19 protein-coding genes are annotated in these 17,979 nt (G+C 68.2%); 16 read left to right on the top strand and 3 right to left on the bottom strand.

Annotation, left to right across the window (positions count from 1 at the left end; genetic code table 11):
• Nucleotides 1–317: 317 nt before the first annotated feature.
• Together NI2_RS26035 and NI2_RS26030 are read right to left on the bottom strand one after the other, a co-directional pair.
• Nucleotides 318–1,859, bottom strand: coding sequence for an aldehyde dehydrogenase family protein (locus NI2_RS26035; RefSeq protein WP_243749829.1), 1,542 nt, complete (start codon nt 1,857–1,859; stop codon nt 318–320).
• A 111-nt stretch (nt 1,860–1,970) separates the two neighbouring features.
• On the bottom strand, nt 1,971–2,243 hold the full coding sequence (locus NI2_RS26030; protein WP_067495790.1) for a DUF2277 domain-containing protein: 273 nt from the start codon (nt 2,241–2,243) through the stop codon (nt 1,971–1,973).
• A gap of 63 nt (nt 2,244–2,306) precedes the next feature.
• Here NI2_RS26030 and NI2_RS26025 point away from each other — a divergent pair, with 63 nt between their 5' ends.
• Nucleotides 2,307–3,164 carry a DUF1266 domain-containing protein gene (locus NI2_RS26025; RefSeq protein WP_067495788.1) on the top strand — a complete coding sequence of 286 codons (858 nt, stop codon included), beginning with the start codon at nt 2,307–2,309 and terminating at the stop codon, nt 3,162–3,164.
• 5 nt (nt 3,165–3,169) lie between these two features.
• On the opposite strand, the gene NI2_RS26020 is transcribed toward NI2_RS26025, so the two are convergent.
• Nucleotides 3,170–4,162 carry a hypothetical protein gene (locus NI2_RS26020; protein ID WP_243749830.1) on the bottom strand — a complete coding sequence of 331 codons (993 nt, stop codon included), beginning with the start codon at nt 4,160–4,162 and terminating at the stop codon, nt 3,170–3,172.
• 214 nt (nt 4,163–4,376) lie between these two features.
• On the opposite strand from NI2_RS26020, the gene ftsH reads away from it, so the two are divergent.
• The 15 genes from ftsH (at nt 4,377) to NI2_RS25945 (ending at nt 17,974) form a co-directional block, all read left to right on the top strand.
• Nucleotides 4,377–6,734, top strand: coding sequence for an ATP-dependent zinc metalloprotease FtsH (gene ftsH / locus NI2_RS26015; RefSeq protein ID WP_067495785.1), 2,358 nt, complete (start codon nt 4,377–4,379; stop codon nt 6,732–6,734).
• Between the two features lie 373 nt (nt 6,735–7,107).
• Nucleotides 7,108–7,698: a GTP cyclohydrolase I FolE gene (gene folE, locus NI2_RS26010; RefSeq protein ID WP_067495894.1), complete on the top strand. Its 591-nt coding sequence runs from the start codon at nt 7,108–7,110 to the stop codon at nt 7,696–7,698.
• Entirely contained in the window at nt 7,695–8,564 is an 870-nt protein-coding gene (folP, locus tag NI2_RS26005; protein ID WP_067495781.1) for a dihydropteroate synthase, read from the top strand. The genes folE and folP overlap by 4 nt, the downstream gene beginning before the upstream one ends.
• Nucleotides 8,561–8,983, top strand: coding sequence for a dihydroneopterin aldolase (gene folB / locus NI2_RS26000; RefSeq protein ID WP_067495891.1), 423 nt, complete (start codon nt 8,561–8,563; stop codon nt 8,981–8,983). The genes folP and folB overlap by 4 nt, the downstream gene beginning before the upstream one ends.
• The gene (gene folK / locus NI2_RS25995) at nt 8,980–9,513 is read left to right on the top strand and encodes a 2-amino-4-hydroxy-6-hydroxymethyldihydropteridine diphosphokinase (protein WP_067495778.1); all 534 of its coding nucleotides are present in this window, start codon (nt 8,980–8,982) and stop codon (nt 9,511–9,513) included. Before folB ends, folK begins: the two co-directional genes overlap by 4 nt.
• On the top strand, nt 9,507–9,980 hold the full coding sequence (locus NI2_RS25990; RefSeq protein ID WP_067495775.1) for a DUF3180 domain-containing protein: 474 nt from the start codon (nt 9,507–9,509) through the stop codon (nt 9,978–9,980). The genes folK and NI2_RS25990 overlap by 7 nt, the downstream gene beginning before the upstream one ends.
• 68 nt (nt 9,981–10,048) lie before the next feature.
• On the top strand, nt 10,049–11,176 hold the full coding sequence (locus tag NI2_RS25985; protein ID WP_067495772.1) for a DUF6779 domain-containing protein: 1,128 nt from the start codon (nt 10,049–10,051) through the stop codon (nt 11,174–11,176).
• Between the two features lie 413 nt (nt 11,177–11,589).
• Nucleotides 11,590–12,543, top strand: a complete 954-nt coding sequence (locus NI2_RS25980) for a Rossmann-like and DUF2520 domain-containing protein (RefSeq protein ID WP_067495769.1) — start codon at nt 11,590–11,592, stop codon at nt 12,541–12,543.
• Nucleotides 12,543–13,499 (top strand): pantoate--beta-alanine ligase, encoded by a 957-nt coding sequence (gene panC, locus NI2_RS25975; RefSeq protein WP_067495766.1) that lies wholly within the window; start codon nt 12,543–12,545, stop codon nt 13,497–13,499. Before NI2_RS25980 ends, panC begins: the two co-directional genes overlap by 1 nt.
• 14 nt (nt 13,500–13,513) lie before the next feature.
• Complete coding sequence (gene panD / locus NI2_RS25970) at nt 13,514–13,933, top strand: aspartate 1-decarboxylase (protein ID WP_067495763.1); 420 nt, start codon at nt 13,514–13,516, stop codon at nt 13,931–13,933.
• An 18-nt stretch (nt 13,934–13,951) separates the two neighbouring features.
• On the top strand, nt 13,952–14,734 hold the full coding sequence (locus NI2_RS25965; protein ID WP_067495760.1) for a type III pantothenate kinase: 783 nt from the start codon (nt 13,952–13,954) through the stop codon (nt 14,732–14,734).
• Nucleotides 14,735–14,889: 155 nt separating this feature from the next.
• Nucleotides 14,890–15,480 (top strand): cysteine dioxygenase, encoded by a 591-nt coding sequence (locus NI2_RS25960; protein ID WP_067495757.1) that lies wholly within the window; start codon nt 14,890–14,892, stop codon nt 15,478–15,480.
• Entirely contained in the window at nt 15,480–15,911 is a 432-nt protein-coding gene (locus tag NI2_RS25955) for a rhodanese-like domain-containing protein (RefSeq protein ID WP_174552240.1), read from the top strand. The genes NI2_RS25960 and NI2_RS25955 overlap by 1 nt, the downstream gene beginning before the upstream one ends.
• 118 nt (nt 15,912–16,029) lie before the next feature.
• Nucleotides 16,030–17,496: a lysine--tRNA ligase gene (lysS, locus tag NI2_RS25950; RefSeq protein WP_067495885.1), complete on the top strand. Its 1,467-nt coding sequence runs from the start codon at nt 16,030–16,032 to the stop codon at nt 17,494–17,496.
• 115 nt (nt 17,497–17,611) lie between these two features.
• On the top strand, nt 17,612–17,974 hold the full coding sequence (locus tag NI2_RS25945; protein WP_067495754.1) for a histone-like nucleoid-structuring protein Lsr2: 363 nt from the start codon (nt 17,612–17,614) through the stop codon (nt 17,972–17,974).
• The last annotated feature ends 5 nt before the right edge of the window (nt 17,975–17,979 follow it).

Raw genomic sequence — 17,979 nt, 5'->3', positions numbered from 1 at the left:
TTGCTATCAGAATCGGTCGGGAAAATCTAGCCAAAACGGGCAGAGAAGTTCGCGAAAGCGGGTCAAAACAGTCACCAGGTCGGTATCTCACAGCATATGGCCTGGCATGGTGCATCGCACCACCGAGTCCGATCGAATTTCGCCGACGCCCGATGTGAGCGGCCTCATCGCGGCACCTGGGCGTTTGACCAGGGCAAATGCGTTGCTTTTCACGGCGGGATCGGCGCTTCGCGCGCTGTCGCGGGGCCTTGCGGCGGCCCGCTGACCACGCAGAACCGACAAATTAGTGACATTGATCACAATCAGGTTTGCGGAGCCTACTTGCCGCCCTTGAGTCGCCACACCTTGGCCAGGTCCACTCGCCGCAGCCCACGCGCACCGGCCAAGCGCATCGCCGCCACCGCCACGACGAGTTTGTTCATGTCGTAGGGGAACCAGAACAATTCCTTGGTCATGGTCGGCAGCTTCGGCGCCGTGATCGCCTGGGCACGGCAGTACTTGCGAATCCCGGCCGCGCCACCCCAGCGCGCGCCGACGCCCGACTTGCCCCAGCCGCCCATCGGCATGGCGAAATTGAACAGGTTGGCGAACACGTCGTTGATGTTCACCGCGCCCGCGTTCAGCCGCCGCGCCACGCGTTCGCCACGCGTTCTGTCGCCCGTCCACACCGACGCCGACAGGCCGTAGATCGAATCGTTGGCGAGCCGCACCGCCTCGTCCTCGTCGGCCACCTTCATCACCGGAAGGGTCGGACCGAAGGTCTCCTCGGCGACACACGACATCGAATGATCAACGTCCACAAGCACTGTCGGCTCGAAGAAGGTGCCGACGCCGGTCGGTTTACCGCCGGTGGTCACCCGTGCGCCAGCCGCGACGGCCTCGTTCACGTGACGTTCCACGATGCGCAGCTGGTTCTCGTTGGCCAGTGCGCCGACGTCGTTGCGGGACTCGCGGTCGTCGGCGCCTTGGCGCAGCGCGGCGACGGCCGCCGTCAGCTTCTCGACGAACTCGTCGTAGACCGGTGCCTCGACATACACCCGCTCCACCGAAATACACACCTGACCGGCGTTGAACATGCCGCCGAAGGCGATGCCGTGCGCCGCGCGGTCCAGGTCGGCGTCGGCCAGGACGATCGCCGGGTCCTTACCGCCGAGCTCGAGGCTGTAGGGCACCATCCGGTCGGCGCAGGCCTGCGCGATCTTGCGGCCGGTCGCGGTGGAACCGGTGAACTGGACGTAGTCGGCGTTGTCGACCACGGCCGCTCCGGTCGCGCCCGCGCCGGTCACCACCTTGAACACCGGCGGCGCGCCGATCTCGGCCCAGCCGCGCGCCAGCTCGACCGCGGACAGCGGTGTCACCTCGGACGGCTTGAGAATCACGGCGGCACCGGCGGCCAGCGCGGGGAACACGTCGATCGCGGGCATCGCGAGCGGGAAGTTCCACGGGGTGATGACACCGACCACCTGATACGGCCGGTAAGTGACGGTGAGGGCCTTGACCCTGGCCAGCGGGCTGTGCGGCGACGGGTGATCGTCGCCGAGGAACTTGGCGGCCCGGCGCGCGTAATAGCCGACCAGATCGACGGCGAAGGCCGGGTCGATCAGCGCGTCGACGCGCGGTTTCGCGGTCTCGGACTGCAGCACGTCGGCCAGGTGTTCGGTGTTGTCGATCAACCAGTCCTGCAGCTTCAGCAGCCACTCCTTGCGCCCGTTCGGCCCGATGGCTTCCCATTCCGGCTGGTAGAGGCGCAGTTCGCGGACGGCGGCCGCGACGTCGTCCGGGTCGGTGACGGGCACCGTTCCCACGGATTCGCCCGTTGCCGGATTGCGGACGTCGATCACCTGGTCGATATGTGTCACGGTTGTGCTCCCCACTGCATTGTGTGAATCACAACCAGCCTGGCACGGTCGTGCCCGTACGTCACGGGTTATCGGCGCACCGGTTCCCCGGTGCGCGCGAATCGTCCTCGTCTAGCCGGTCTCGGACACCTCGGCATCGCGTGCCGCGATCCGGCGCAACGGTGGTTCTGTCGGCGGCGGCACGCGGCGGTCGGGGAGTTCGGCGAGCAGGGTGGTCGTGGCCGCGGCGATGGCGGCGACGGCCTTGTCGACCGCGGGTTTGGTGGTGCTGCTCAGCCCGGAGATGCCGCCGACTTTGCGCACATATTGCAAGGCGGCAGCGTAGATCTCCTGCTCGGTGGCGGCAGGCTCCAGACCACGCAAGACGGTGATATTTCTACACATGACAGAACAATAGACCTGTGGGGCACATCACTGCAGGACAAGAAGACCACTAGACTCGGCCGCATGCCTGCTCGGGGAGTACCAGCGCTGACCACTTTTCCCTACCCGGAACTCGACGAGCGCGAGGAAGACCACTGGTCGGGGGCGGGCGTCAGTGACGACGAGCTGCGCGCCCTGGCACTCGGTGCCTTCTATTCGACGCGCTGGGACGCCTTCCACGACGCCATGCTGCTGGGCCCCGAACGTGAGCACCCCCTCGGTGACCGGCGCGAACTCGCCATCGACACACTCACCGGCGCATGGGGGATCACCGACGGCAACGAGGCGCGCGCCTCGATGGAACAGCTCCTCGAAGGCATGCACGCGCCCCTGTACGCGCTGGTGCATCCGCTGGTGATGGCGTCCGTCAATGCCAGTGAACGCGACCGCTTCGGCGAACGCGCCGACCGACACCGCGCCTTCCTACGCCAGGTCGGTTCGTTCCGCGGGATGGACAACCCGGAGGCGCTGGTCCGCGACTACGACATCTGGGCCCAAGCCATCAAGATCGGTTTCACCGAGCACCTGGCTCGCCCACTGCCCAACGACATCCACGCCTGGGACCTGGCGCGCGTGGTCGCGGTGGCGCGGATGGCGTTCACGGCCGGGTATCTCGAGGCCGACGTGGCGTGGGAGTACGTCATGCGGGCATTGCCGCCCGCCCAGCGCCGCTACCGCAACTGGCGTCAGTTCGGCGACGCCTATCTAGCGGGCTGGACGTATTGGCAGGCCACCGAGGATCTCGCCGAACTCAAGAACGGCGGCGTCGACCGGCGGATGGAACTGCTGCGGCTGTGGACCCGCCCGACCAGCCCTTGGCGGCGCATCGAACTCAACGAGTCCGAACCCAAGACCGAGGCGCCGGCCGAAGAACCCAGCTGACCGAGCTACAGGCTGCGCAGGATCCCGCGGCCGTAGCGCTGGAACTGGGTGTCGTCGACCATGCCGAGCGAATGCCGCTCCACCAGCAGTTCCCATTCGCTGTAGAGCTGGGTGACGCCGGGATCGGCCGGCCCGGGCGCGCCGTCGGCCGCCTGCCTGCGCACGGCGAAGTTCACCGCACAGGTCACGCGTTCGATGTCGGCCCGATCGACACCCGCGAAATGCAGAGTGCGATTGCCGTCGCTGACATCCATCCCCGAGCCGCCGTGCCTGGTGTCGACCTCACCGGGCGCCGCATGACTCTCGACGGTCCTGGCGCCCAGAATCGCGGGAACGGGCAGTTCGTGGGCATAACGATCGCCGCCGATGCCGATGAACAGCAGCCGGTCGGTCGTCGCCGCGAGCAGCCCGGCGCCCGAGCCCGCGGGCGGCGAGGCGATGGCGATCGCGGTCTCGAGCACGTATTCGTCGGAGGTGACGTACCGGTGCAGCGCGTTGATCGCCGAGCGGGCGTCCTTGCGCGGCGCCATCCGGCGCACGGCGCGGTCCACATCGGCGCGGACCGGCCCGGCCTTGCCCCACTCGGGAGCGGGCGGGGTGAGATCGGGTGCGGCGATATCGATGCGCTGGGTGGCCATGATCTGGTCGTTGATCCGGTCGACGATGCCCAGTGCGGTCGGCACGTCGTGTTCGGCGATCAGCACCGGCAGCGGGGTGCGGTCGGCGGGCACACCGGTGAGCACGGCGGTGGGATAACGCAGGTAGATCTCGATCACCACCGCGTCGTCGGCGCGGCGGTTCAACCGGACTTTGAGCAGGTCGGCGATGGGAACGTCGAGTACCCGTTCGCCGTCGGTACCCGGCCGAAGGACGGTGAGCCGCCCCTCGCCGTGGCGCAGAATCGCTGTGGGTGTTCGTAGCTCGACGATGTCCGTACCCCCTGCGCTGTAGTTGTGTCCTCGCCCACGATAAGACGGGCATGACATGATTGTGGCCACTTGCAACAACCCGGACGGGGTACTCGGGAACCTCTCCCGTTCCCCGGCCGTTTACCAGTGCAGCTGCACCAGCAGCCGAACTGCGCGATGTATCGACTAGACCGTACGCGGTAACGTGGCATGTCCGCATCCGAATCCCGCCGATCTCGACAGCTTCGCTAGGCACACCCCGGAGAAATAACCGGAAAGGACTGGGCCGTCCGGCCGACGCTCTATGAACCGCAAGACAGTGTTTCGCACCTTGGCGATCATCTCGGGCATCATGCTCATGATCTGGCTGTTCAGCTATCTCGGCGATGACACGCGCGGCTGGGAGAGTGTCGACACCTCCGTGGCGCTCAGTCAGCTGGAGAACAAGGAAAACGTCAAGAACGTCCAGATCGACGACAAGGAGCAGCAGCTCCGCGTCGAACTGAACAACGGCAACGACGCGACCAACAACAACGCCAAGATCGTCGCCAAATACCCCGGCGGCGGCGAGACCTCCGCCAAGATCCTCGACGCGGTCCAGAAGTCGGGCGCGCCCTACGACACGGTGGTCAAGCAGGAGAGCTGGCTGTCGCAGCTGCTGCTGTTCATCGTGCCGATGGTGCTGCTGGTCGGCCTGTTCATCTTCGTGATGTCGCGCATGCAGGGCGGTGGTCGCGGCGGCATGATGGGCTTCGGTAAGTCCAAGGCCAAGCTGCTGTCCAAGGACATGCCCAAGACCACGTTCAAGGACGTGGCCGGTGCCGACGAGGCCGTCGAAGAGCTGTACGAGATCAAGGATTTCCTGCAGAATCCGGCCCGCTACCAGGCGCTCGGCGCGAAGATCCCGAAGGGCGTCCTGCTCTACGGCCCGCCCGGAACCGGTAAGACGCTGCTGGCCCGCGCGGTCGCCGGTGAGGCCGGGGTGCCGTTCTTCACCATCTCCGGTTCGGACTTCGTCGAGATGTTCGTCGGTGTCGGTGCCTCGCGTGTGCGCGACCTGTTCGAGCAGGCCAAGCAGAACAGCCCCTGCATCATCTTCGTCGACGAGATCGACGCGGTCGGCCGCCAGCGCGGCGCGGGCCTCGGCGGCGGTCACGACGAACGTGAGCAGACCCTCAACCAGCTGCTGGTCGAGATGGACGGCTTCGGCGACCGGTCCAACATCATCCTGATCGCGGCGACCAACCGCCCCGACATCCTCGATCCCGCGCTGCTTCGCCCCGGTCGTTTCGACCGGCAGATCCCGGTCGGCAACCCCGACCTGGCCGGTCGCCGCGCGATCCTGCGGGTGCACTCGGCGGGCAAGCCGATCGCGCAGGACGCCGACCTCGAAGGTCTGGCCAAGCGCACCGTCGGTATGTCGGGCGCCGATCTGGCCAACGTCATCAACGAGGCCGCGCTGCTCACCGCCCGTGAGAACGGGTCGGTCATCACCGGCGAATCGCTGGAGGAGTCGGTCGATCGTGTGATCGGTGGTCCGCGTCGCAAGAGCCGCATCATCAGCGAGCACGAGAAGAAGATCACCGCCTACCACGAGGGTGGGCACACGCTCGCCGCGTGGGCGATGCCCGATATCGAGCCGGTCTACAAGGTCACCATCCTGGCGCGCGGCCGCACCGGCGGTCACGCCATGACGGTGCCCGAGGACGACAAGGGCCTGATGACCCGTTCGGAGATGATCTCGCGACTGGTCTTCGCGATGGGTGGCCGCGCGGCCGAGGAACTGGTGTTCCACGAGCCGACCACCGGTGCGTCGTCGGATATCGACCAGGCCACCAAGATCGCGCGCGGCATGGTCACCGAGTACGGCATGAGCGCCCGCCTGGGCGCGGTGCGCTACGGCCAGGAGCAGGGCGATCCGTTCCTCGGCCGCTCGATGGGCGTGCAGGCCGACTACTCGCACGAGGTCGCCCGCGAGATCGACGAGGAGGTGCGCAACCTGATCGAGGCCGCGCACACCGAGGCGTGGTCGATCCTGAGCGAGTACCGCGAGCAGCTCGACGCGCTGGCCACGGCACTGCTGGAACGCGAAACCCTGCACCGCAAGGACCTCGAGGAGGTCCTCGCCGGTGTCGAGAAGCGTCCGCGCATCACCGCGTTCAACGATTTCGGTGAGCGGCTGCCGTCGGACAAGCCGCCGGTGAAGACCCCGGGTGAGCTGGCGCTCGAGCGTGGTGAGCCCTGGCCGCCGGTGCAGCCCGCACCGGTTCCGGTGCCCAACGGCGCCCCGCCGCAGCAGCCCAACGGCTACCCGGGCCAGCAGCCCTACGGTCAGCCCGCCCCGCCCGCCGCCGGATACCCGCTGCCCAACGCACCGACCCAGGCTTTCCCGCGTCCGACGGGCACACACGGTTCGCGTCCGGACTACGGCGCCCCGGCCGGTTGGTCGGCGCCCGGCTGGCCGCCGCGCGAGGAACAGCAGCAACAGCAGGGCCAGGGTGGTTGGTCACAGCCGCCCCAGCAGCAGGCCCCCCAGCACCAGCCGCGCCACGGCAGCGAGTTCCAGCCGTGGGGCGAGCAGCCGACCGCACCGCCGCAGCAGCCACCTGCGCGCGACGCGGACCCGGACACCAACGAATGGAACGGCCCGAACGGCCGTTGACGGACCCCCGTCGCGCTCGCCCGGTCGGCCCGCCTGGAACTACACCAGGCGGCGCACCGATCGGGCATGGTGTGCCGCGCGCAAGGTCACGTGTCGCGGATGCGGGACTGCGGACACCAGGCCGAGCTGCTGCGGTCGGCCCCGCGCCAACTACGCTGGGATGTTCGAGCCGGATCGTTTCGGCTCTGGTTACCGTCCGAGTCGGGACGTTCCGGCTCTGGTGACCGCCCGCAGCCGGACAGACCCGGTAGCGGTACCGGATTGACCCGGAGGTGTGGAGAAGTTGTCGGCCAATAGGAAAGTCGCTGAGCCGGCCGGGAACGGTTCGGGGTTCGACCCGGCCGGTGAGCTCGGCGAGACGAGCCCGGCCGAGCTGACGGCGTTGGCGACGGGCCGCCCGTTCGACCAGCAGCGCGCCGAGAACGCGGTGCGCGAACTGCTGCTCGCGGTCGGCGAAGATCCCGACCGACCCGGCCTGCTCGACACCCCGGCCCGCGTGGCGCGCGCGTACCGCGAGATGTTCGCCGGCCTCTACACCGAGCCCGACGAGGTGCTCGCCACCACCTTCGACGAGGGTCACCAGGAACTCGTGCTCGTGCGTGACATCCCCATGTTCTCCACCTGTGAGCATCACCTGGTGTCGTTCCACGGCGTCGCGCACGTCGGCTATATCCCCGGCCCGCACGGCCGGGTGACGGGCCTGTCGAAGCTGGCCCGCGTGGTCGACCTCTATGCCAAACGCCCCCAGGTGCAGGAACGCCTCACCAGCCAGGTCGCCGACGCGGTCATGCGCAGGCTCGACCCGCGCGGCGCGATCGTGGTGATCGAGGCCGAACACCTGTGCATGGCGATGCGCGGTATCCGCAAGCCCGGCGCGAGCACCACCACCTCGGCGGTGCGTGGCCTCCTGCAGACCAATGCCGCCTCGCGATCCGAGGCGCTGGACCTGATCCTGCGCAAATGAACCAGCCCCTCGTGACCGCGCGGGGCGGCCGCTCATGTGTGGTCATGGGCGTGGTGAACGTGACCGCCGATTCGTTCTCCGACGGCGGTCGCTATCTCGATCCCGAGCTCGCGATCGCGCACGGTGTCGCCCTGTACGAGGCGGGCGCCGACATCGTGGATGTGGGTGGTGAGTCCACCAGGCCGGGCGCCGACCGCGTCGACCCGGCGACCGAGGCCGCGCGAGTGGCGCCGGTGATCCGCGGGTTGGTCGCGGCAGGGGTGCCGACCAGTGTCGACACCATGCGCGCCGAGGTGGCCGAGGCGGCGCTGGCCGCCGGTGTCGCCGTCGTCAACGACGTGTCCGGTGGGCGAGCCGACCCGGACATGGTCCGGGTGGTCGCCGACGGGGGCGTGCCGTGGATCCTCATGCACTGGCGCGCGGGCGCCGACTACCGCCACACCGGCCCGGCCGACCACTACGACGACGTGGTCGCCGAGGTGCGCGCCGAACTGCGCACCCAGGTGGACCTGGCCGTGGCCGCGGGCATCGCCGCCGACCGGCTGATCCTCGATCCGGGCCTGGGTTTCGCCAAGAACGCCGACCACAACTGGGCCCTGCTCGGTGCCCTTCCGGAGCTGGTCGCCGACGGCCTGCCCATCCTGATCGGCGCGTCACGCAAACGTTTCCTCGGCGCCCTGCTCGCCGACGAATGCGGCCCGCGCCCGCCCGACGGACGCGAGGTCGCCACCGCGACCGTGTCGGCGCTCGCCGCGACCCACGGCGCCTGGGGCGTGCGCGTCCACGACGTGCGCGCTTCGCTGGACGCCGTCACCGTTGTCGATGCGTGGCAGCGCGCCACCGCCGCCCGAGGAGCCGCCCGATGAACTCACCGCTGCTGCCCCCGCCCGCCGACCGGCCCGCGTCCTCGCGCATAGAACTGCGCGGGCTCACCGTGTTCGGCAGGCACGGCGTGTTCGATTTCGAGCGCCGCGACGGTCAGGAGTTCGTCGTCGACCTCACCGTGTGGGTCGATTTCGCGGCCGCCGCGGCCTCCGACGATCTGGCCGACACGGTCGACTACGGCGCCCTCGCCGAACGCGCCGTGCGCATCGTCGCCGGCCCGCCGCGCGATCTCATCGAAACGGTCGTCTCCGAGATCGCCGACGACGTGATGACCGACCCGCGGATCGAAGCGGTCGAAGCGGTGCTGCACAAGCCGTCGGCACCGATCCCGCACACCTTCACCGATGTGCGCGTGGTCGCCACCCGCTACCGCACCGCGGTGCCGGAGCCGCGCCGATGACCCGTGCGGTGCTCTCGATCGGCGCCAATCTGGGCGACCGGCTCGCCAATCTGCGCAGCGTGCTCGACGCGCTGGGGGAGCGCACCCGCGCGGTGTCACCGGTGTACACCACGGCGCCGTGGGGCGGGGTGGAGCAGGACGACTACCTGAATGCCGTTGTGGTGGCCGAGGATCCGTCCTTCGACGACTACGACTGGTTGCGTTTCGGGCAGCGGCTCGAGCAGGCGGCGGGCCGGGTGCGTGAGGTGCGCTGGGGCGCGAGGACGCTCGACGTCGACATCGTGCAATGCGTCGACGGCGGCGAAGCCGTTGTCCGCGACAGCGATCCGACGCTGATCCTGCCCCACCCCGAGGCGTACCACCGGGCGTTCGTGCTGGTCCCCTGGCTGGACGTCGAGCCCGATGCCCGTCTGCACGTCGACGGCGCACAGGTGCCAGTCGCCGACCTGCTCGCCGCCGTCGACCCCGCCGAACGCGCGGGTGTGGTCCGCACCGACCTGGTCCTGCGCGAAGGCGCCCGCCCGTGCTGAAACCGACACGGCTGCTCGACCTCGCCCTGAATGTCGTGCTGGCCGCGGCCATCGCCTGGATCGCGACCCGCTTCGCCTACTCGACCTTCCCGTCCATCTCGGTGCTCGCCGGCGCCTCGCTGCTGCCGGTGGCCGGGATCGAGGCGGCGCTCGGGTTCGTCGTCAAGAACCGGATCGCCGAGCAGCGCATCGGCGACGGACCGGGCGAACTGCATCCGATCAATGTGGCGCGGGCGGCCGCGCTGGCCAAGGCGTCGTTGCAGGTCGGTTCGCTGGCGGCGGGCGTGTGGCTCGGCTTCCTGCTGTGGGTCTTCCCACAGAGCGGCACGGTGACGGCGGCGGCCTCGGATTCACCGGGCGCGGTGGTCGGTCTGCTCGCCGGTTCCGCCCTGGTTGCTGCGGCTTTGTGGCTCGAATACTGCTGCCGCGCGCCGGACGAACCACCGGACGAACCGGCAACCACCTAGCAACTTGCGAATGGAATCACCCCCGTTGTCGGTGTGCCGACCAGCTGTTTCCGGCTACCCTGGCCACCATGGTTTCACCCTCCCGTAGCACCACGCCCCGTCGACGGCGGGACGACGCGGGAAAGCTCTTCATCGGCGCCCTCCTTCTCCTCGGCCTGACAGCCAGTGTTTTCCTCGTCTTCAGCGACAATGTGCAATTCGTCCGGATCGGCCTGGTAGCGGCGCTGTGGGCGGCCGTGATCGGCGCCCTCGCGGCCACTCGTTATCGCAAGGACGCGGCCGTCGACAAGGCCAAGGTGCGCGATCTGCAGACGGTGTACGAGTTGCAGCTCGAGCGGGAGATCAACGCCCGCCGCGAATACGAGATGGGTGTCGAGGCGCGGGTGCGCGCAGAAGTGGGTGCCGACGCTTCCGAGATCGCGGCCCTGCGTGCGGAGCTCACGTTGCTGCGCCAGAACCTGCAGGTGCTGTTCGAGGGTGCCCTGCCCGATGACCAGCCTGCCCTGCAGGCCGACGCGGTCCGCATCGACGCCCTGCCGAGCGGCGGATCGGGCTACGCCGATTTCGACGCCTTCGACGAGGCGGAGCCCGAGATCGACGATAGCCACGAGGCTGCCGCCGCCGCGTGGTTCGGCCCCTGGCAGCAACCGCCCAGCGCCCTGAAACCGGTTTTCATGCAGCCGGTGTCGGCCAATTTCGCCGACCCCTACGACGATCCGGTCACCGCCGAGACCTCCGCCGTGCAGCTCGACGAATACGCCGAGTCCCAGCAGTCGACCCCGGAGCCCGAACCGGCCAAGTCGTCGTCGACCAAAACCCCGCCCCCGCGCCTGTCGGCCCCCCACACCCGCAAGGTCGACAACGACGGCCGCCCCCTCGACCCCGCCCCCTCGGCCCCCGCGTCGAACGGCACGGACCAGTCGTCGACCCCGGCCACCGACCCGACGGCCACCCCGGCACCCACCGGCTCCCTCACCCCCGAGCCCGCGACCGAACAGCCGGCCACGGTCCCCACCGCCGAATCCGCCTTCGAAGCCCCCCCGAACTCCGGCCCGTCCCCGGCCCCCAACCCCACACCGGCCACCCCCACCGTCGGCACCAGCTCCCGCCGCCGCCGTCGCGCCGAATCCGAAGGCACCCGCCTCTCGGTAGCCGACATCATGGCCAACCTCCAATCGGAGTCCACCCGCACATAGCCGCACCAAGATCACCGTCCAGCGGGCCACCCACCCGAACCACACCGCTGAATCCGCCACGCACCCGCCCACTTCGGTGAGGACATGGGTAACTCACCGGGGACGGGCAACCGCAACCGCGCACATGGTCTGGCCGCCGACGCAAGTCTCTCCGCGCATAAGCCTGGCCTGAATTCTCGGGGAGGCGGGTCAGTGAGGACATGGGTAACTCACCGGGGACGGGCAACCGTAACCGCGCACATGGTCTGGCCGCCGACGCACGTCACCCCGCCCCTGAGTCCGGCCTGAATTCCCGGAGAGGCGGGTGTGCTAGATCACGACGGGGGGCGTGGCGGGGTGGGCGTAGGGCCCGTTATTCTCGACCGGTACGTCTGGTACCCGCACAGCGGGACTGGAACGCAATCGAGAGGACAATGTTGACCTCGAGAAGTGTCGATTCTGATGGCGCGAACTCAGGTGTCGATCCAGCGCCCGCACGGCTGACGGTGGGAATCGTCTCGGCGGGACGGGTGGGTTCGGCGCTCGGTGTGGCGCTCGAGCGAGCCGGGCATGTGGTGTTCGGTGTCGCCGCGATTTCCGATGCCTCCGTGCACCGGGCACGCACCCGGCTGCCCGATTCGCAGATCCTGCCGGTGGAGCAGGTGGCGCAGCGCAGCGAGTTGTTGCTGCTCGCGGTGCCCGATGCCGAGCTGGCCGGGTTGGTTCGTGGTCTGGCCTCGGCCGGTGTGGTCCGGCCGGGCACGATCGTCGCGCACACCTCCGGTGCCAATGGTGTCGGTGTGCTCGCCCCGCTCACCGAGCAGGGCGCGTTGGGCCTGGCGATTCATCCGGCGATGACCTTCACCGGTCACGACGAGGACATCGCCCGCCTCGCCAATGCCTGTTTCGGTATCACCGCCGCCGACGAGGTCGGTTACGCCATCGCCCAGGCGCTGGTGATCGAGATGGGCGGCGAGCCGGTGCGGATCGAGGAGGACCAGCGCACGCTGTATCACGCGGCCCTCGCGCACGGCAGCAATCACCTGGTCACGCTCATCGTCGACGCGGTTTCGGCGCTGCGCGAAGCGATGTCGGGCCCGGGCCTGCTCGGTCAGCCTGTGGTCGACGAGCAACCGGGCGGCCTGCCCGAGCGCCTCATCGGCCCGCTGGTCTCCGCCGCGCTCGACAACGCGCTGCGCCGTGGTCAGGCCGCGCTCACCGGCCCGGTCGCCCGGGGCGACGTGGACGCGGTCGCCGCACACCTGAATGCCGTCGAGTCGTTCGACGAACGCCTGGCCGCGTCGTATCGCGCCATGTCGTTGCGCACGGCCGAACTCGCCAGGACCAATCCCGCTCTGCTCGAGCTGCTCGCCGAGAAAGGCCACTGATGGAACCCCGAGAAGTGCATCACCACCAGGGCGGCGCCCGGGCGACCGGCGCGTTCAAGCCCGGCGCGCTCACCGTGCACCACAGCCCCGAGGTGCTGTCCACGGTGGCCAAGGCGTTGCGCGGGGCGGGCCGCAGCATCGGTTTCGTGCCGACCATGGGCGCGCTGCACGAGGGCCACCTGCAGCTGGTTCGGCAGGCGCGGCTCACCAATCAGATCGTGATCGTGTCGATCTTCGTCAACCCGCTGCAGTTCGGTGCGGGCGAGGATCTCGACGCCTACCCGCGCACCCTCGACGCCGACCTCGCACTGCTCGCGGCCGAGGGCGTCGACCTGGTGTTCGCGCCGTCGGCCAACGAGATGTACCCCGACGGCCCGCGCACCACCGTGCACCCGGGCCCGCTCGGCGCCGAGCTCGAAGGCGGCAGCAGGCCGACGCATTTCGCGGGCATGCTCACCGTCGTCGCGAAACTGCTGCAGCTCACCCACGCCTCGGAGGCGTATTTCGGGGAGAAGGACTACCAGCAGCTCACCTTGATCCGCCAGATGGTCCGCGACCTGAACTTCGACGTGAAGATCGTCGCCTACCCGACGGTCCGCGAACCCGACGGTCTCGCCCTGTCCTCGCGCAACCGCTATCTCGATGCGGCGCAACGGGAATCGGCGCTCGCCCTGTCGGCCGCCCTGGCCGCGGGCAGGCACGCCGCGGGCCTCGGCCCCGAGGGTGTCCTCGCCGCCGCCCGCGCCGTCCTCGACTCGGCCGACGGTGTCGAGGTCGACTACCTCGAACTGCGCGACTCGCTCCTCGGCCCCGCCCCGGAATCGGGCAACGCCCGCCTGCTCGTCGCGGCCAAGGTCGGCAGCACCCGCCTGATCGACAACGCACCCCTTGTTCTCGGCGCCCAGCTCGACGGGCACCCCGACGCGAACTCCCTGCCTGCCCCGCAGGCGCACTGAGAAAGGCGAAGCCGATGCTGCGCACCATGATGACCTCGAAGATCCACCGTGCCACCGTGACCCACGCCGACCTGCACTACGTGGGTTCGGTGACCGTCGACCAGAACCTGCTCGACGCGGCGGGCCTGCTCGAGGGTGAGCAGGTGTGCATCGTCGACATCGACAACGGCGCCCGCCTCGAAACCTATGTGATCGCGGGCGAACGCGGTTCGGGTGTGATCGGGATCAACGGCGCCGCGGCACATCTCGTGCACCCCGGCGACCTGGTCATCCTCATCGCCTACGGCCAGCTCGACGAGGCCGAGCTGCGCGAGTACGCGCCGAAGGTGGTCTTCGTCGACGACCGCAACCGGCCCGTCGAACTCGGCGCCGATCCCGCCCACGCGCCCGAGGGTTCCGGGCTCACCTCGCCGCGTTCCCTGTCGATCGCCTGATCGCGGCGGGGGTCGGACATGCTGCTGACGATCGACGTCCGCAACACCGCCATCGAACTCGGCCTGTTCTCCGGTCTCGGGGAGCACGCGAAACTGGTGCGGCACTGGCGTATTCACACCAATCCATTGCTCACCGCCGACGAGTTCGCGATGCAGGTGCGCGGTCTTGTCGGTGCCGATCTCGACCAGGTGGTCGGCGTCTCGGCGTTGTCGACGGTGCCGCCGGTGCTGCGGGAACTGCGCATCATGCTCGCCCGCTATTGGTCGCATGTGCCGAATGTGGTTGTGGAACCCGGTGTGCGGACAGGCATTCCGCTACTGGTCGACAATCCCAAGGAGGTCGGCGCCGACCGTATCGTCAACTGCCTCGCCGCGTTCCGCCGGTTCGGCGGCCCGGCGATCGTCGTCGACTTCGGCACCGCCACGTGTGTCGACCTGGTCTCGGCCAAGGGCGAGTTCCTCGGTGGCGTGATCGCGCCGGGCGTCGAGGTGTCGACGGAGGCACTGGTCGAACGCAGTGCGTTGCGCCGCGTCGAACTGGCCAGGCCGCGCTCAGTGCTCGGCAAGAACACGATGGAGTGCATTCAATCCGGTGCGGTTTTCGGTTTCGCCGGTCTGGTCGACGGATTGATCGACCGCATTCGCGACGAATTCGACGCCTTCGCCGGTACCGATGTCACCGTGGTCGCCACCGGGACGGGCGCGCCGTTGATCGTGCCGGAATCGGAAACGATCGACCAGCACGAACCGCATCTCACCCTCACCGGTCTGCGCCACGTCTACGAGCGCAACAAGAAGTGATTCAGGTCATTGGCCGGGCCACGCGGGAGCCTGCTAAGCTCGCTCCCGTGTCTTTCCGTGTGAGCACCCAGGAGTGTTGTCGAGGCTGACCTGCCTCGACCGTTCGAGGCTGACGTTTTCCCCTCGACCGATTCTCACTCCTTGGAGATGCGCTCATGCGTTCCTCTGTTCTTTCTCTGCCGTCGGCCCGTGACGAATACTCCGCGACCCCGCCGCTCGACCGCGCGGTCGCTTCGGCCCTGCCCACCCGGCTGCGCCCCGCCGACCTGCTGCGTCTCACCGACGAGGGCGCCGAGGATATCCTGGCCGGTCGCTACGACCATCTGCTGCCCGCCGACGGGCTCTGGCCGACCGAACAGCGCTGGGCCACCCGCCTGATCGCCGACGACGAGGTCGATGTCTGGCTCATCAGCTGGACGCCGGGGAAACCCACCGAATTGCACGACCACGCCGGTTCGCTCGGCGCGCTCACCGTGCTCAGCGGCGCACTGTCGGAATTCCGCTGGAATGGCACCGAGTTACGCGAGCGCACCCTCGCGGCGGGCGATCAGGCGTCGTTTCCGATCGGCTGGGTCCACGATGTGGTCCGCGCCGCCGACGCGACGGCGGGCCCGCTCGATCCCACCCTCAGCGTGCACGCGTATTCGCCGCCGCTGACCGCCATGTCCTATTACGAGGTGACCGGCCACGGCACCCTGCGACGCACCGAAACCGTCCTCACCGACCAGCCCGAAGGTGATCTGTGATGAGCCGTTTGTCGATTGACCAGATGCTCGACAACGCGCGCGCCAAGCTGCGCAGGCTGTATGTCTACGACGTCCCCGCCGCGCTGGCCCGAGGCGCCATTCTGGTCGACATCCGCCCGGCCGCGCAGCGTGTTCGGGAGGGCTCTCTGCCGGGTGCGCTGGTGATAGAGCGCAATGTGCTGGAATGGCGGCTGGATCCCACGTCGTCGGCGCGGTTGTCGCTCGCGCGCGACCACGATGTGGAGTGGATCATTTTCTGCTCGGAGGGCTATACGTCCAGTTTGGCCGCGGCCTCGCTTCAGGAACTCGGATTGCACCGCGCGACCGATCTGATCGGCGGTTATCAGGCGCTGAAGTCGGCGGGCATGCTCACCGTAGGCATCGGGGTGCCGCACTTCGCCCGGGAAGTGGAGTCGCTGGCTTCGTTGTAACGGGCGGCGCACTGGTCCTTTCCGGTGCACGCTACTGTTATCGAATGTGAGCACCCCTAACTCCGCCGAGACCGGCCGCGCCGTCAGTTCCGCCGTGGACAGCGATGTCCCCGAGCAGATGCGGATTCGCCGGGACAAGCGTGAACGGCTGCTCGCCGGCGGTGGTGACGCCTATCCGGTGGTCGTGCCGCGCACGCACACGCTGGCCGAAATCCGTTCCACCTACCCGGATCTCGAACCCGATACGCAAACCGGTCTGCAGGTCGGTGTCGCCGGCCGCGTCATTTTCGTCCGCAATACCGGCAAGTTGTGCTTCGCCACCCTGCAGGAGGGCGACGGAACCAAACTGCAGGCGATGATCAGCCTCAATGGTGTCGGCGCCGACGCGCTCGCCGCCTGGAAGTCCGATGTCGACCTCGGCGATTTCGTGTTCGTGCACGGTGAGGTCATCTCCTCGCGCACGGGCGAATTGAGCGTGATGGCGGACTCGTGGTCGATGGCGGCCAAGTCGCTTCGCCCGCTGCCGGTGGCGCACAAGGAAATGAACGAGGAATCGCGCGTCCGGCAGCGCTACGTCGACCTGATCGTGCGCCCCGAGGCCAGGGAAATGGCCCGTACCCGCGTGAACGTGGTCCGCGCGCTGCGTACGGCGCTCGAGCGCCGTGGCTTCCTCGAGGTCGAGACCCCGATGCTGCAGACCATCCACGGCGGTGCCGCCGCGCGCCCGTTCGTCACCCATTCCAATGCCCTCGACATGGACCTGTTCCTGCGTATCGCGCCGGAACTGTTCCTCAAGCGCTGCGTGGTCGGCGGCCTGGAGAAGGTCTTCGAGATCAACCGGAACTTCCGCAACGAAGGCGCCGACTCCACCCATTCGCCCGAGTTCGCGATGCTGGAAACGTATGAGGCCTACGGCACCTACGACGACTCGGCGACGATGATCCGGGAATTGGTCCAGGAAGTCGCACAAGAGGCATTCGGCACCCTCGTGGTGACTCTTGCCGACGGTACTGAATATGATCTGAGTGGCGAGTGGACGACGGTCGAGATGTATCCGTCGCTGTCGGAGTCGATCGGTGTGGAGGTCACTCCGGAAACGACTGTCGAGGAATTGCTGGCACTCGCCGAACGGGTCGGTCTGGAAATTCCGTCGGGCAAGGGCTACGGTCACGGGAAACTGGTCGAAGAACTCTGGGAACACGTCTATGGCGACAAGCTCTACGCGCCGACTTTCGTTCGCGACTTCCCCGTCGAGACCTCACCGCTGACCCGTCAGCATCGCAGCAAGGACGGCGTTACGGAGAAGTGGGATCTCTATGTTCGCGGCTTCGAGTTGGCCACGGGCTATTCGGAGTTGGTCGATCCCGTCATCCAGCGCGAACGGTTCGTCGACCAGGCGCGCCTCGGCGCGGCGGGCGATGACGAGGCGATGGTCCTCGACGAAGACTTCCTCACCGCGATGGAACACGGCATGCCGCCGACCACCGGAACGGGTATGGGAATCGATCGCTTGTTGATGGCACTCACGGGTTTGGGAATCCGGGAAACGATCCTGTTCCCCATTGTGCGCCCGAGTAGTCGCTGACCTGTGAATTCGCGGGGCGAAGGCCTCGTGTTGGAAATTTCGCATTTCGGGGTATTCTTGCCTCGGGTATTCGGCCTGGAGGCAGGCTTGACGATTTCGAGAGGACGTTCATCTCATGGCAAAGAAGGTCACCGTTAGCCTGATCGACGATGTCGACGGTGAGTCCATCGCGGACGAAACCATCGAGTTCGCTATCGATGGGGTGTCGTACGAGATCGATCTGTCGGAGGCAAATGCGGCGCGCCTGCGCGAAGGCCTGGACGAGTGGGTCGCCAACGCGCGTCGCGTGAGTGGCCGTCGCCGGACCAAGGCCGCCGGTACGCCGGCGCCGCAGGGCAAGAGCCGCGTTTCCATGGACCGCGAGCAGAGCGCCGCAATTCGTGAATGGGCCCGTCGTAAGGGCCACAAGGTCTCCGCGCGCGGCCGCATCTCGGCCGACATCACCGAGGCCTACAACAAAGAGGTCGGCAAGAGCTGAAATAT

The sequence above is a fragment of the Nocardia ignorata NBRC 108230 genome, from assembly GCF_001612905.1.
GTDB classification, from domain to species: Bacteria; Actinomycetota; Actinomycetes; order Mycobacteriales; family Mycobacteriaceae; genus Nocardia; species Nocardia ignorata.
This window is presented reverse-complemented; position numbering and strand designations above follow the sequence as displayed.